The 12,195-nt window shown below is 59.6% G+C and carries 14 protein-coding genes; 10 read left to right on the forward strand and 4 right to left on the reverse strand.

Features of this window, described 5'->3' with window-relative positions; translation table 11 throughout:
- Positions 1–2 precede the first annotated feature (2 nt).
- On the reverse strand, positions 3–866 hold the full coding sequence (locus JZX88_RS02970) for an EamA family transporter (protein ID WP_174028756.1): 864 nt from the start codon (positions 864–866) through the stop codon (positions 3–5).
- Between the two features lie 81 nt (positions 867–947).
- On the opposite strand from JZX88_RS02970, the gene JZX88_RS02975 reads away from it, so the two are divergent.
- From JZX88_RS02975 to JZX88_RS02985, 3 genes are all read left to right on the forward strand, one after another.
- Positions 948–1,448: a MarR family winged helix-turn-helix transcriptional regulator gene (locus tag JZX88_RS02975; RefSeq protein ID WP_174028755.1), complete on the forward strand. Its 501-nt coding sequence runs from the start codon at positions 948–950 to the stop codon at positions 1,446–1,448.
- Between the two features lie 108 nt (positions 1,449–1,556).
- Entirely contained in the window at positions 1,557–2,264 is a 708-nt protein-coding gene (locus JZX88_RS02980) for a FadR/GntR family transcriptional regulator (protein WP_110755708.1), read from the forward strand.
- Between the two features lie 54 nt (positions 2,265–2,318).
- Positions 2,319–3,521 (forward strand): mandelate racemase/muconate lactonizing enzyme family protein, encoded by a 1,203-nt coding sequence (locus JZX88_RS02985; RefSeq protein ID WP_142855204.1) that lies wholly within the window; start codon positions 2,319–2,321, stop codon positions 3,519–3,521.
- On the opposite strand, the gene xseA is transcribed toward JZX88_RS02985, so the two are convergent.
- A complete protein-coding gene (xseA, locus tag JZX88_RS02990; RefSeq protein ID WP_206912473.1) occupies positions 3,522–5,120 on the reverse strand; it encodes an exodeoxyribonuclease VII large subunit in 1,599 nt (532 codons plus the stop codon). It abuts the gene before it with no gap.
- A 190-nt stretch (positions 5,121–5,310) separates the two neighbouring features.
- Between xseA and JZX88_RS02995 the strand changes: the two genes are divergently transcribed.
- Both JZX88_RS02995 and JZX88_RS03000 read left to right on the forward strand, forming a co-directional pair.
- On the forward strand, positions 5,311–5,553 hold the full coding sequence (locus JZX88_RS02995) for a hypothetical protein (protein WP_142855202.1): 243 nt from the start codon (positions 5,311–5,313) through the stop codon (positions 5,551–5,553).
- 12 nt (positions 5,554–5,565) lie between these two features.
- The gene (locus JZX88_RS03000) at positions 5,566–5,937 is read left to right on the forward strand and encodes a hypothetical protein (protein WP_206912475.1); all 372 of its coding nucleotides are present in this window, start codon (positions 5,566–5,568) and stop codon (positions 5,935–5,937) included.
- On the opposite strand, the gene JZX88_RS03005 is transcribed toward JZX88_RS03000, so the two are convergent.
- Positions 5,934–6,917: a Gfo/Idh/MocA family protein gene (locus tag JZX88_RS03005; protein WP_206912477.1), complete on the reverse strand. Its 984-nt coding sequence runs from the start codon at positions 6,915–6,917 to the stop codon at positions 5,934–5,936. The two genes, JZX88_RS03000 and JZX88_RS03005, sit on opposite strands and share 4 nt — an antisense overlap.
- A gap of 182 nt (positions 6,918–7,099) precedes the next feature.
- Between JZX88_RS03005 and JZX88_RS03010 the strand changes: the two genes are divergently transcribed.
- The 4 genes from JZX88_RS03010 to JZX88_RS03025 all read left to right on the forward strand — a co-directional run bounded on the left by JZX88_RS03010 (position 7,100) and on the right by JZX88_RS03025 (position 10,148).
- The gene (locus tag JZX88_RS03010; protein WP_206912479.1) at positions 7,100–7,660 is read left to right on the forward strand and encodes an isochorismatase family protein; all 561 of its coding nucleotides are present in this window, start codon (positions 7,100–7,102) and stop codon (positions 7,658–7,660) included.
- Entirely contained in the window at positions 7,660–8,643 is a 984-nt protein-coding gene (locus JZX88_RS03015) for a GlxA family transcriptional regulator (RefSeq protein ID WP_206912481.1), read from the forward strand. Before JZX88_RS03010 ends, JZX88_RS03015 begins: the two co-directional genes overlap by 1 nt.
- 109 nt (positions 8,644–8,752) lie before the next feature.
- Positions 8,753–9,703, forward strand: coding sequence for an aldo/keto reductase (locus tag JZX88_RS03020; protein WP_206912482.1), 951 nt, complete (start codon positions 8,753–8,755; stop codon positions 9,701–9,703).
- A 1-nt stretch (position 9,704) separates the two neighbouring features.
- Positions 9,705–10,148, forward strand: coding sequence for a GNAT family N-acetyltransferase (locus JZX88_RS03025; protein WP_206912483.1), 444 nt, complete (start codon positions 9,705–9,707; stop codon positions 10,146–10,148).
- On the opposite strand, the gene JZX88_RS03030 is transcribed toward JZX88_RS03025, so the two are convergent.
- Positions 10,149–11,039 carry a LysR family transcriptional regulator gene (locus JZX88_RS03030; RefSeq protein ID WP_206912484.1) on the reverse strand — a complete coding sequence of 297 codons (891 nt, stop codon included), beginning with the start codon at positions 11,037–11,039 and terminating at the stop codon, positions 10,149–10,151.
- 116 nt (positions 11,040–11,155) lie between these two features.
- Here JZX88_RS03030 and JZX88_RS03035 point away from each other — a divergent pair, with 116 nt between their 5' ends.
- A complete protein-coding gene (locus tag JZX88_RS03035) occupies positions 11,156–12,157 on the forward strand; it encodes an aldo/keto reductase (protein WP_206912485.1) in 1,002 nt (333 codons plus the stop codon).
- The last annotated feature ends 38 nt before the right edge of the window (positions 12,158–12,195 follow it).

A 12,195-nucleotide genomic window follows, 5' to 3' on the forward strand; every position in this document is an offset into this window, starting at 1 on the left:
GCTTACCTCGGCAACTGGCTGCGCTGACTGAGCCAGATGCTGAAAAGCACCGCAACAAACCCGGCGATCTGCGCTGGCGTGAGGCTTTGGCCGAGCGCCAGCCAGCCCAGAAGAGTTGCAACGACAGGGCTTAGAAAACCGAGCGATGCCGCAGCCGAAGGCTCTATGCGGGCAAGCCCGCGAAACCACAGAAGATAGGTCAGCGCCGCACCGATAAGGCCGAGATAGGCCATGCCGAGGATATTGGCGGCGGTTGGTGTTGGCAGGGCCGGTTCCAGAACAAAGGCAACCGGCAGGAGCAGAATGCCGCCCGCCGTCAATTGCCAGGCGGTGAAGGTGAGATTGGAGACCGGCGGTCGCCATTTGCGGGTCAACACCGTTCCGAAAGCCATGGAGACGGCACCGGCAAGGCCTGCGGCAACACCTATACCATCCAGCGCCGCTCCGGGCGTCAGCACCAGAAGCGCGACGCCCGCAATGCCCAGCAGACCGGCGGCGATGGCAAGCGGCCTGACGGGCGCGGCCAGAAACAGCCGGGACAGGCCAATGACGATGAGGGGTTGCACCGCACCCACCGTGGCCGCCACACCGCCCGGCAACCGATAAGCCGACACGAAAAGCATCGCCCAGAAGAACGAAAAATTCAGCGCGCCGAGAATGAAGCTGCGCGGCCACCAGATGCCTTGCGGCAGCTTCCGGACGAGAAGCATCAGCAGGATGCCGGCCGGCAATGCGCGCAGCATGGCGACATGCAGAGGGTAGCCCTGCGGCAGGAATTCCGTCGTGACGAAATAGGTGGTTCCCCATATGGCGGGAGCAAGCGCGGTCACCAGCACATCGGTGGCATAGGTGGTATTTTTCTTCATTTCAAGAATCTCTATATCAAGATAAATCCAGACTAGTCGATTTTATCTTGACGTCAAGATATCAATTGTTATGCCTTGGTGATGAGCAAAGAACCGCTGGACCATGTCGATCAAATTCTCGCGCAATGGCGCAAGGAGCGGCCCGATCTCGATGTCGGCCCCATGGGCCTGCTCGGACGCCTGAGCCGGCTCAGCACACATCTTGGCCGCGAGGTGGAGGCGGTGCTGCTGAAGCACGGGCTTTCTTCCTCCGCTTTCGATGTATTGGCGACATTGCGGCGCTCCGGCCCGCCCTACCGGCTTTCCCCCGGCGATCTGCTGGCCATGACCATGGTGAGCTCCGGCACCATGACCAACCGGATCGACCAGCTCGAAAAAGCGGGGCTGGTGGAGCGCGTTCACAATCCGCAGGACCGGCGCAGCGTCCTGATCTCACTGACGAAAAGCGGCCTCACCATTGTCGAGGAAGCGGTAGGCGCACACGTCGAGAACCAGCATCGTCTGGTCGCCCATCTCAGCGAAGAGGAGCGTGAGGTGCTGAACCGGCTGCTGAAGCGGTTTTTGAAGGAATTCGAAGAGTAGGTTTGCGAACCGGCAAACTCGCAATCACCTCACGAGATGGCGCTTGTTTCGGCGCAAAAAATCCTGTAAGCACTTTTCTATAAACCTGTACTACAGGTTGGAGGAAAAATGTATAACGCCATTTCGCATGAATCCGGCCTCGTCAGCAGCACGATCGGTGCGATCACCCGCCATATTCGCGAAAACGAGCTTGCGCCCGGTGCGAAGCTGCCCAGCGAGCTTTCGCTGTCGCAGCAACTCGGCGTTTCGCGCACCGTCGTTCGCGAGGCTTTCCGGTCGCTGTCAGCCATGCGGCTGATCGACGTCAGCGCCGGCAAGCGCGCCACGGTGGCGACCCTGGATCATGGCGCGATGTCGCTGATGTTCGAGCACGGCATCCACACCGAACAGATCAACATCCAGCAGATCTATGACGTACGCCGCACCATCGAGGTCAGAACCGTGACGCTCGCGGCGCTCAGGCGAACGGATGCGGAGGCGCTCGTCATTCTCGACCACGCCAACAGCATGGAGCGGGACTTCGGCGACAACGACAAGGTCATGGAACATGATCTGGCGTTTCATCTCGCCATCGCCAGAGCTTCCAAGAATGCTGTTTTCGAGCTCATTCTCGGCGCCTTCCAGAATGTAACACGCCAGACATGGCCGATCGGCTGGAAAAGCCGCACGTCCGATGCACAGCGCAGCGCCACGGTCACGCTTCACATCGCAATCGGACAGGCCATTGCCGCAGGCGACCCGCAAACCGCCTCAACGCTGATGGCACGGCATTTCGATGAAAGCGTGCATGCGCTTCTGGCCGCCGGCATCGCCTGATTTTTTCAACACGATCCCAGACGTAAGACTGACTGCCTCCGGAGGAGAAACTTCATGAAAATCACGAAACTCGAGACCGTCCGCGTGGCGGAACGGGCAAACCTGCTCTGGGTTCTGGTCCACACGGATGAGGGTATTACCGGGCTGGGCGAAACCTTCTTCGGCGCGGAGACGGTTGAAACCTATGTGCATGAATATATCGCACCTCGCGTCATCGGCCGCGATCCGTTGCAGATCGATCTTCTGGCTCAGGACCTTGTCGGTTATCTCGGCTTCCGCTCGTCGGGTGCGGAAGTGCGCGGCAATTCCGCCTTCGATATCGCGCTCTGGGATATTTTCGGCAAGGCCACCAACCAGCCCATCGCCCAGCTTCTCGGCGGTTTCAGCCGCAGGGAAATCCGCACCTACAATACCTGCGCAGGCACGGAATATATCAAGAAGGCGACCGGCCAGCAGACGGCGAATTACGGCATGGCCGACGGCAGGGATTATGACGATCTGAACGGCTTCCTGCACCGGGCGGACGAGCTTGCCCATTCGCTGCTGGAAGACGGTATCACGGCCATGAAGATCTGGCCTTTCGATGCGGCGGCGGAGAAGACGCGCGGACAATATATCTCGATGCCGGACCTGAAAAGCGCGCTCGAGCCGTTCGAAAAAATCCGCAAGGCGGTCGGCGACAAGATGGATATCATGGTGGAGTTTCACTCCATGTGGCAGCTTCTGCCCGCCATGCAGATCGCCAAGGCGCTCACGCCATACCAGACCTTCTGGCATGAGGACCCGATCAAGATGGACAGCCTTTCCAGCCTGACGCGGTATGCCGCCGTTTCGCCGGCACCAATTTCCGCATCGGAAACACTGGGTTCCCGCTGGGCCTTCCGCGACCTGCTGGAAACCGGTGCTGCCGGTGTGGTGATGCTTGATATCAGCTGGTGCGGCGGGCTTTCGGAAGCACGCAAAATCGCTTCCATGGCGGAGGCCTGGCATTTGCCCGTCGCGCCACATGATTGCACCGGGCCGGTGGTGCTCTGCGCCTCCACGCATCTGTCGCTCAATGCGCCAAATGCGCTGGTGCAGGAAAGCGTGCGCGCCTTCTACAAGACCTGGTATCGCGATCTGGTGACCGCTTTGCCTGAAGTGAAAAACGGCATGATCACCGTGCCGCCGGGTGCCGGCCTTGGCATGGAGCTGCATCCGGATATCGAAAAGACCTTCACCGTCAGCCGCCGTTTTTCGGATGCGGCATCGATCTGATCAAAACAAACTGCCTTGATTGCCGGGGCCTGAAGAAGCCGGTTTCGCCGGCTTCTTTTTTTGTGCAGCGGCGGCATCCGGCGGTGACGTCCCCTCTCCCGTTGTGATGGCGGAGACGCGACCGTCGGCAAATTCCATAGACACGACAGCGCCGGAGGCAATGGCCGCGGCACGGGTCAGCGGCCGGTTCTCTTCATCACGGATCACGGCATAACCGCGGTTCAGCACGTTCTTATAAGAGAGCGATTGCAGGATGCGATTGTGGGCGGCAAGGCCGGCGCGGTTCTGCGCCATGCGATGCAGGACGGCGGTATCGGCCCGGCGCGCGGCGGTGACGACGCGTTCCTTCTGCCGCTCCAGCTGGCCAAGCAGGCGGGCTGGCAGCGAACGCAACGCGGAATCGAAGGCATCGACGCGGCCTTTGCCCTGCAAGAGCCGGCGTTCCACCAGGGTCTCGGCCCGGTGCATACGCTCGGTGATCCTCTGCCTGTGGTGTTTGAGACCGTTCAGAAGAGTTTCCGGCCGAAGCCCCGAAGCGGAGCGCTCAAAGGCGCGGCGCTTGTTCAGCGTGGTCAATTCCAGCCCACGACCGAGACCGCTTGCGGCCTCGTCAAAACGGCGGCGCGGCAGGGCCAGAAGCTGGTCGAGCGACGGCAGCGCCCGCACCAGCGCCCGCAAGCCCTGGCGGCGATTGTCCATCTGCCGTGACACCGAGCCGGAAAGACGGGCAGCAAGGCCGGAAAGCTGCGCTTCCAGTTCCGCGCGCACCGGCACGGCCATCTCAGCCGCTCCCGTGGGCGTCGGTGCGCGCACATCGGCGGCATAGTCGATCAATGTCGTATCCGTCTCGTGTCCGACGGCGGAAATCAGCGGAATTTCACTTTCAGCCGCGGCGCGCACGACGATTTCGTCATTGAAGCTCCAGAGGTCCTCCAGACTGCCGCCACCACGGGCAACAATCAGCACATCCGGGCGGGCGATCTCACCACCGGGCCGAAGCGCGTTGAAACCGCGAATGGCGTTCGCCACTTCCTCGCCCGAGCCTTCGCCCTGCACCTTGACCGGCCAGACGACGACATGGACGGGAAAACGATCCGAAATGCGGTGAAGAATATCACGAATGACAGCGCCGGTGGGTGAAGTAACGACGCCGATGACATGCGGCATGAACGGCAGGCGGCGCTTGCGGGCCGCATCGAACAGCCCTTCCGCCGCCAGACGCCGGCGGCGGTCTTCCAAAAGCGCCATCAGTGCGCCGGCACCGGCCGGCTCGAGGCTTTCAATGACGATCTGGTATTTCGAGGAGCCGGGAAAGGTGGTGACCTTGCCCGTCGCGATGACTTCCATGCCCTCCTCCGGGCGGAACTTCAGCCGCGAAAACGTGCCCTTCCAGATCACCGCATCGATGCGGGCGCGATCATCCTTCAGCGAGAAATAGGCGTGGCCGGATGAATGCGGGCCGCGATAGCCGGAAATTTCGCCGCGCACCCGCACCTGCTCGAAAGCCGTCTCCACCGTGCGCTTAATGGAACCCGACAGTTCGGACACCGAGAACTCGGCAAGATTGCTCAATGCGGCGTGGGAGAAGATATCGCTCATGCCCGTTTGTAACCAAAAGCCGTCGATTCGGAAATGCCGGCGCTCGCCAGCCCGATTTTAACGTCGATGAAACCATATCCTCAACTAACGAGTTGGGAAAATAGGAACTGGAGGGGAAAACAAGGGTTCGTTAGGGAAGAAGAGGCTAGGTCTTGTCCCAGACCCGGCAACCAAAGAGGAGGCGGCATCCGTGATTTTTCTTACCGCCACAGTGCTCGGCGTAACCGCAGTCGCATTGCGTTCTGTCTTCGGCATCGTTTTCATCTGCATGATGATTATCGGTGCTTACGGGGTCGCGATGGCGCTTTCTTCCACCGCCGTACCGCTGATGTCGCTGCTTCTGGCGCTCGCCGGCTATAATTTCGGCGTCGTCGGTGTCGTCATCGGCCTTCTCGTGCTGCAACGCCCGCGCTCCACGCAGCCGACGCTTTAAAAGCTCACGGCCTTGAGACTTCCGCACTTCGCGTTGACCGAGATTTGCGGATTGGCCGCTGACCTTGTCGTCACCTGCCTGCTCATTTTCTATCTCGGTGTCGATCCGCTGGCCGCCCGATTGCCCGGTGCGGCGGCAGGCGTTGCGACGAGCTGGCGGCTGAACCGCTCCAACAGCGGTGCAACCGCCACATTGAGCGTTTTTCTCGTGAATGCCGTGACGCTCACCTCCCGCATCGTCGGCGTCGGGCTGTTTATGCTGCTGCAGTGGCGCAACCCGCTGGTCCAGCCGCTTATCCCGCTCGCCTTTTCAGCATTCGCGGCATTGCTGCTGGCGCTTTACGGCTACCGACGGCTGCAAAAACAGCAGTTGGACCGGGATTAAACCGTTTCCCAACCGTCCTTTTCAGCTGCCCGATAGATAGCGTCGATAAAAAGCTGGTTCTTCCGCGAGCTTTCCAGCGTGACGACTTCGCCCTCGCCCTTTGCCGCCCGGGCAAAAGCCTCCGCCTCCAGCTTGTATTGACGGCTATCCTGAAACCGGAAGATTTGCGACTGGTTATGGGCCTGATTGGTCAGCTCGATCTCTTCCGCACCCCAGCGATTGGCGTTGAAAGGGGATTTGACCTCGATGTAACCATCCGTGCCGTGGAAGACCATGAGCTGACGGGCCGCAAGCTGGGTCGACAGATAAAAGCTCAGTTCGAAATCGCCGAAATCAGCCCTGACGCTGGAATAGATATCCGTACCGAATTCCCTGTCGCGCTCAACTGTGGCCTGCACGCGCTTCGGCTCCGCGCCGGTGGCAAAACGGGTCACGATGGTTGGGTAGACGCCGATATCCGGCAGGGCGCCGCCGCCCAGTTCGGGAATATTGCGCATGTTGCCGGGATCGCGATTGAAATAGCTGAAAGCGCCCTGCACATGTTTCAGCGTGCCGATGGCGCCCGATCCCAGCAACTCCTTCACCTTGGCCCAGACCGGCGCATAGGTGACCATGAAAGCCTCGGACACAATAACGCCGTTGCGGTCGCGTGCGGCGATAAGCGTATCGATCTCTTCCGCTTTCAGCGCAATCGGCTTTTCGCACAGAACATGCTTGCCGGTATCTGCGGCCTTGATGGTCCATTCCACATGTTGGGAGGTGGGAAGCGGGATATAGACCGCATCGACCACATCCGATGCCAGCATCTCCTCATAGGAACCGAAGGCATGCAGCACGGAAAAACGCTCGGCCACTGCACGCGCTTTGGCGTGATCGCGGCTGGCGATGGCGTTGACCACACAGTTTTGCGCATCCTGTATTGCCGGAATGACGTGATCCTGAGCGATCTTCGCCGTTGAGATTATTCCGAAGCGCAGCATTTCGTTCTCCCACTCTGCCATTTCTTCGGAAACTTAGCATCCCGGCACCGTGTGGCAAGCCGGCAAAGTCCGATCAGTATAAAGCATGGCTGGATATGTCCTTCCTTTGTCGGCCTGGTTGCTTTTATCGAGACGTGTAAAGGCCAATTATGCTATCAGTAACCCCAACGGAGAAACATGAAATGTCCTCTTCTCACACCGCGCTGCTCGTCATCGACGTTCAGGAATCGTTTCGGCATACCCCTTATTTCGAGGAAAGCGGGCTCGCCGCCTATCTGGAGAAACAGCAGGCATTGATCGACGGCGCCAAAGCCGCGGGGATCCCAGTCGTCCAAATCTTCCATGTCGATGGCGACAACGCCTTCTCGAAAGACAGCGGCTATGTCCGTGCGCTGGAGGGTGTGAAAATCGCGCCCGATGTGACCTTCCACAAGAACCGTCATTCGGCTTTTGCCGGCACCGGCCTTGAAATCTGGCTGACGCAGAAAGGTATCAACCGGTTGATCGTCTCCGGCATCCGCACTGAACAATGCTGCGAAACGACCACCCGGCACGCTTCCGATCTCGGCTACAGCGTCGATTACGTCACCGAGGCGACGCTGACCTTTCCGATGACACATGCCTCCGGCACGGTGTTCAGCGCCGACGATATCCGCAAACGAACCGAGCTGGTGCTGGCGGGGCGCTTCGCACGCATCGCCACGGTGAACGACGCGCTTGCAACCTTGAAAGAAGCAGCCTGATGGATAAAGGCGGCACACGCATCATTCCGTTTTATACGCTTGTGCCGCCGCACGCGCTGTTGCTCGATATTGCCGGTCCCCTGCAGGTGATCCGTTATGCCAATGACGAGCAAAGCGACATTTTTTTCGACTGCCGCTACATTGCGGCAAGGGACAGACAACAATCCTCGATCGGCCTTGACCTTTGCGATCTGGAGGCTCTGCCGGCGTCACTTCCGGAAAATGCTTTTCTCTTGATCTCCGGCAGCACTTCACGTTCCGAGAGCGAACCGGATACACGGCGGGAGCGGCAGGCATTGACGGCATGGCTGAGCCGCGTCGCGCGTGTCGATACCACCGTCATTTCCATCTGCTCCGGCGCGTTGCTGGCGGGTGAGGCCGGACTTTTCGACGGACGAAGCTGCACGACGCATGCCGATTGCATCGAGGCGCTGCGACGCATCGCGCCATTGTCCCAGGTGGCCGAAAACCGACTGTTCGTCGAGGACGGAAACCGCTTCTCAAGCGCGGGCATCTCCACCGGCATCGATCTCATGCTGCATGTGGTTTCCCGGCTGACATCCCCGGCCGTTGCAGCGCGTATTGCAAAAACCATGGTTGTCTATCTCAGGCGCAACGGCAGCGATCCACAAATTTCGCCCTGGCTGACAGGCCGTAACCACATGCACCCCGCCATTCACCGCGTGCAGGACCGGGTGATGGCAGAGCCAGCGCAGGACTGGTCACTTGAAGGCCTGGCCGATATTGCAGCCCTCAGCGAAAGGCATCTGTCACGCCTGTTTCGCGAACATACCGGCATCAGCGTCATCGATTATGTCAATCTGATGCGGGTCAATTTGGCCCGTGACATTCTCGCCAATAGCCGCCTCGATATGGAGTCCATTGCCGAACGGGCGGGTTTTGCCTCTGCCCGGCATTTGCGGCGTGTGTGGCAACAGCATAATCACCTTCCGCCCAGCCACTATCGCGGCTATCGGAGCTGATCTCGCCGGCTTCCGTCTGTTGCCTGATGAGTGCCATCAAAGGAATTGAATGGTTATGCGGATGAGCAGTTGCTAACCTTGCCACAAAGTCAGCAACAGGAGCATTCGCGTGGAAAAACGAAACCTCGGCCGCACCGGCCTCTCCATCGCCCCGATCGTCTTCGGCGGCAACGTGTTCGGCTGGACAGCGGATGAGAAGACTTCCTTTGCCCTGCTCGACGCATTTTTCGACGCCGGGTTCAACGCCATCGACACGGCGGATGTCTATTCCGCCTGGGTGGATGGGCATGAGGGCGGCGAATCCGAAGCCATCATCGGCAAATGGCTGAAGCAATCGAGCATCAAGCGCGAGGATGCCGTGATCGTCACCAAGGTCGGTTTTGACAATCGCGGCCAGAAGACCGGCCTCAGCGCCAAGTGGATCGCAGAGGCTGTCGATGCTTCGCTGAAACGGCTGAAGACCGACTATATCGACCTCTATCTCGCCCACAAGCCGGATGCCGAGGTGCCGCTGGAAGAGACGCTTGCCGCCTTTGCAAAGCTGAAGGAACAGGGGAAAATCCGCGCCATTGGCTGCTCCAACTATTCCGCCAGCCAGCTTCAGGAGGCGCTGGATACGGCTGCGAAAAACAATCTTCCGCGTTACGACGTGCTGCAGCCGGAATATAATCTCTACAACCGCGCGGATTTCGAAGGTCCGCTTGCTGATCTCTGTGTGAAGGAAGAGATTGGCGTCATCAACTACTACAGCCTCGCTGCCGGCTTCCTGACCGGGAAATACCGCGCCAAGGCCGATACGGAAGGCGTTGCCCGCAGCTATCGCGTCGGCGAATATGTCAACACGCGTGGCCTTGCCGTTCTGGGGGCGATGGATGCGGTGGCGGTACAGACCGGAGCCAAGCTCGCCGATATCGCGCTGGCGTGGCTGTTGCGGAAAAAGGCGATAACCGCGCCGATTGCCAGCGCCACCAGCCTTTCGCAGCTTGAGAGCTTCAAACGCGCCGTCGAGTTGAAACTGACCGATGAAATGATGACCCTTCTCGACAAGGCGGGCGCATAAGATGGAACTTGCAATTCGTAACGCTGAGCCGGCTGACCGGGCGGAATGGCTGCGCCTCTGGACCGATTACCTTGCCTTTTACGAGGTCGAGCTTGCCGATGACGTCACCGACCATACATGGGCGCGCATCCTTGATCCCGCATCGCGGGTTTCCATGCGTGTGGCCGTGCTGGGTGACAGGATGGCGGGTTTCGCCATCCACCACTTCCATGATTCCACCTGGGTGAAGACGCCGGATTGCTATCTGGAGGATTTGTTCGTCGATGGAGAAATCCGCGGCAAGGGAACGGGCCGGGCGTTGATGGACGATCTCATCGCCATCTGCAAGGAAAAGGGCTGGTCGCGGCTTTACTGGAATACGGGTGAAGACAACCACCGCGCCCAGAAACTTTACGACAGCTACGTGAAAAGCGACGGCCATATTCGCTATCGCCTCACCTTCTGATCAGCCCCGGAAGCGGAAAAAATCCACGAAAGCCCTCAACGCCGGCCGCATCTGCCGGCGGGAGGGATAATAGATGTAAAAGCCGTCAAAGGGTGCGCACCAGTCCTCCAGCACGCGCATGAGCCTGCCCTCCCTGATATCATCCTCGACGCGCTGCTCGAAAACGAAGGCGAGCCCTGCCCCGTCGATCGCCGCTCGGCGAATGAGGCTTTGGTCCGATAGGATCAAAGGTCCCTGAACATCGACCACCAGCGGCTTGCCGTTCTTCTCCAGTTCCCAGCGATAGATAAGACCACTGGCGAAACGGCGGCGAATACAGCGGTGCCGGATAAGATCCCTGGGATCGTGTGGCGGTGGATTTTCTGCAAAATAGGACGGAGAACCAACAATTGCGCCGCGCCATGCGCCGCTGGCTTTCACCGCAATCATATCCGCATCGAGGTGCTCCCCCAGCCGCAGCCCGGCATCGAAACCCTTTGCGACAATATCTTCAAAACGGTCGTCGGTTGAGATTTCGAGTGAAATATCGGGATAGAGCCGCAGGAACTCACCCAAACGCGGCACGATGAGATCCTCGGCGGCCAGTCTCGGCAGGGTGATGCGCAGGGGGCCGGCCGGTCTCCCGCCATGTTCGGCAAGCGTCTCAATGACCGCATCGATATCTGCAAGCGCCGGACCCAGTGTTTCGAGAAGCCGCCTCCCCTCCTCTGTCGGCGAAACGCTGCGGGTGGTACGATGAAGCAGACGCAGGCCAAGGCTTGCCTCCAGTGACGAGACGGCATGGCTGACGGCCGAGGGCGCAATGGCGAGTTCAGCCGCAGCCTTGCGGAAGCTGCGGCCTTCGGCAACGGCGGCGAGGACGGCCAGCTGGGAGAGTTGCACACGGTTCATTGTTCTAAATGATAGAACAACCCAAGTAGATTTGCAGCGATTATTTTTATCGCCATGAGACGCTATTTTCTGATCACGCCCTGATGACGGGCGGTTCCTTATGGAAGGACGAACAGATGAAACAAAGAACCCTTGGAAACAACCTATCCGTTTCGGCGCTTGGCCTCGGCTGCATGGGGATGACCCATGCCTATAGCCCGACCGGCGATGAAAGCAGCGCAATAGCGACGCTGCATCGCGCCGTCGAACTCGGCGTCACCTTTTTTGATACGGCAGAGGTTTATGGGCCTTACAATAACGAGATTCTTGTCGGCAAGGGTCTGAAGCCCTATCGCGACAAGGTGGTCATCGCCACCAAGTTCGGCTTCAAAATCGACAGCAGCAAACCCGCAGGCCAGATGATGGTGGGCACCGACAGCCGGCCGGAAAATGTGCGTGCCGTCGCCGAAGCCTCGCTCAAACGTCTTGGCGTGGATGTCATCGACTTGTTTTACCAGCATCGCGTCGATCCCGATGTGCCGATCGAAGAGACAGTCGGGGCCATGGCGGAGTTGGTGAAGCAAGGCAAGGTGAAACATCTCGGCCTTTCCGAAGCCAGTGCCGAAACGCTTCGCAAAGCGCACGCCACCCATCCGATTGCCGCCATTCAGAGCGAATATTCGCTGTGGACCCGCGATGTGGAGGAAAACGGCGTGCTGGAAACCTGCCGTGAGCTCGGCATTGGTTTTGTCCCCTTCAGCCCGCTTGGGCGCGGGGCTCTGACGGGGGCGCTGAAGTCACTCGACGGCCTCGCCGCCGATGATTTCCGTCGCGGCCTGCCGCGCTTCCAAAGCGAAAACTTCGACGCCAATCTGGCGCTTATCCAGCTTCTGGAAGACATGGCGGCTGAAAAGGGCGTTACCGCCGGGCAACTGGCGCTCGCCTGGGTGCTGGCACAGGGCGACTTCATCGTTCCTATCCCCGGCACCACAAAAATTGCCAATCTGGAGAAAAACGTCGCTGCAGCGGATGTTTCGCTGACGGCGGAGGAAGTTGCGAGCCTTGGCGCCCTCCTCTCGCCGGCAAAGGTTGCGGGGGAACGATATCCCGCGCGCATGTCCCAGATGGCCAACCGCTAAAAACAAAAAAAGCCGCGGCAACCGCCGCGGCTTTTTTC

Source organism: Agrobacterium sp. OT33 (assembly GCF_017313365.1).
In the GTDB taxonomy this organism is placed as follows: Bacteria; Pseudomonadota; Alphaproteobacteria; order Rhizobiales; family Rhizobiaceae; genus Agrobacterium; species Agrobacterium rhizogenes_A.

Bases quoted from the DNA above. Each gene is read 5' to 3' on its own strand.
- JZX88_RS03035 (WP_206912485.1), top strand. From the start codon at position 11,156: ATGAAACAAAGAACCCTTGGAAACAACCTATCCGTTTCGGCGCTTGGC.
- JZX88_RS03025 (WP_206912483.1), top strand. From the start codon at position 9,705: ATGGAACTTGCAATTCGTAACGCTGAGCCGGCTGACCGGGCGGAATGG.
- JZX88_RS02985 (WP_142855204.1), top strand. From the start codon at position 2,319: ATGAAAATCACGAAACTCGAGACCGTCCGCGTGGCGGAACGGGCAAAC.
- JZX88_RS03010 (WP_206912479.1), top strand. From the start codon at position 7,100: ATGTCCTCTTCTCACACCGCGCTGCTCGTCATCGACGTTCAGGAATCG.
- JZX88_RS03015 (WP_206912481.1), top strand. From the start codon at position 7,660: ATGGATAAAGGCGGCACACGCATCATTCCGTTTTATACGCTTGTGCCG.
- JZX88_RS02975 (WP_174028755.1), top strand. From the start codon at position 948: ATGAGCAAAGAACCGCTGGACCATGTCGATCAAATTCTCGCGCAATGG.
- JZX88_RS03005 (WP_206912477.1), bottom strand. From the start codon at position 6,917: ATGCTGCGCTTCGGAATAATCTCAACGGCGAAGATCGCTCAGGATCAC.
- JZX88_RS03030 (WP_206912484.1), bottom strand. From the start codon at position 11,039: ATGAACCGTGTGCAACTCTCCCAGCTGGCCGTCCTCGCCGCCGTTGCC.
- JZX88_RS02980 (WP_110755708.1), top strand. From the start codon at position 1,557: ATGTATAACGCCATTTCGCATGAATCCGGCCTCGTCAGCAGCACGATC.
- xseA (WP_206912473.1), bottom strand. From the start codon at position 5,120: ATGAGCGATATCTTCTCCCACGCCGCATTGAGCAATCTTGCCGAGTTC.
- JZX88_RS02970 (WP_174028756.1), bottom strand. From the start codon at position 866: ATGAAGAAAAATACCACCTATGCCACCGATGTGCTGGTGACCGCGCTT.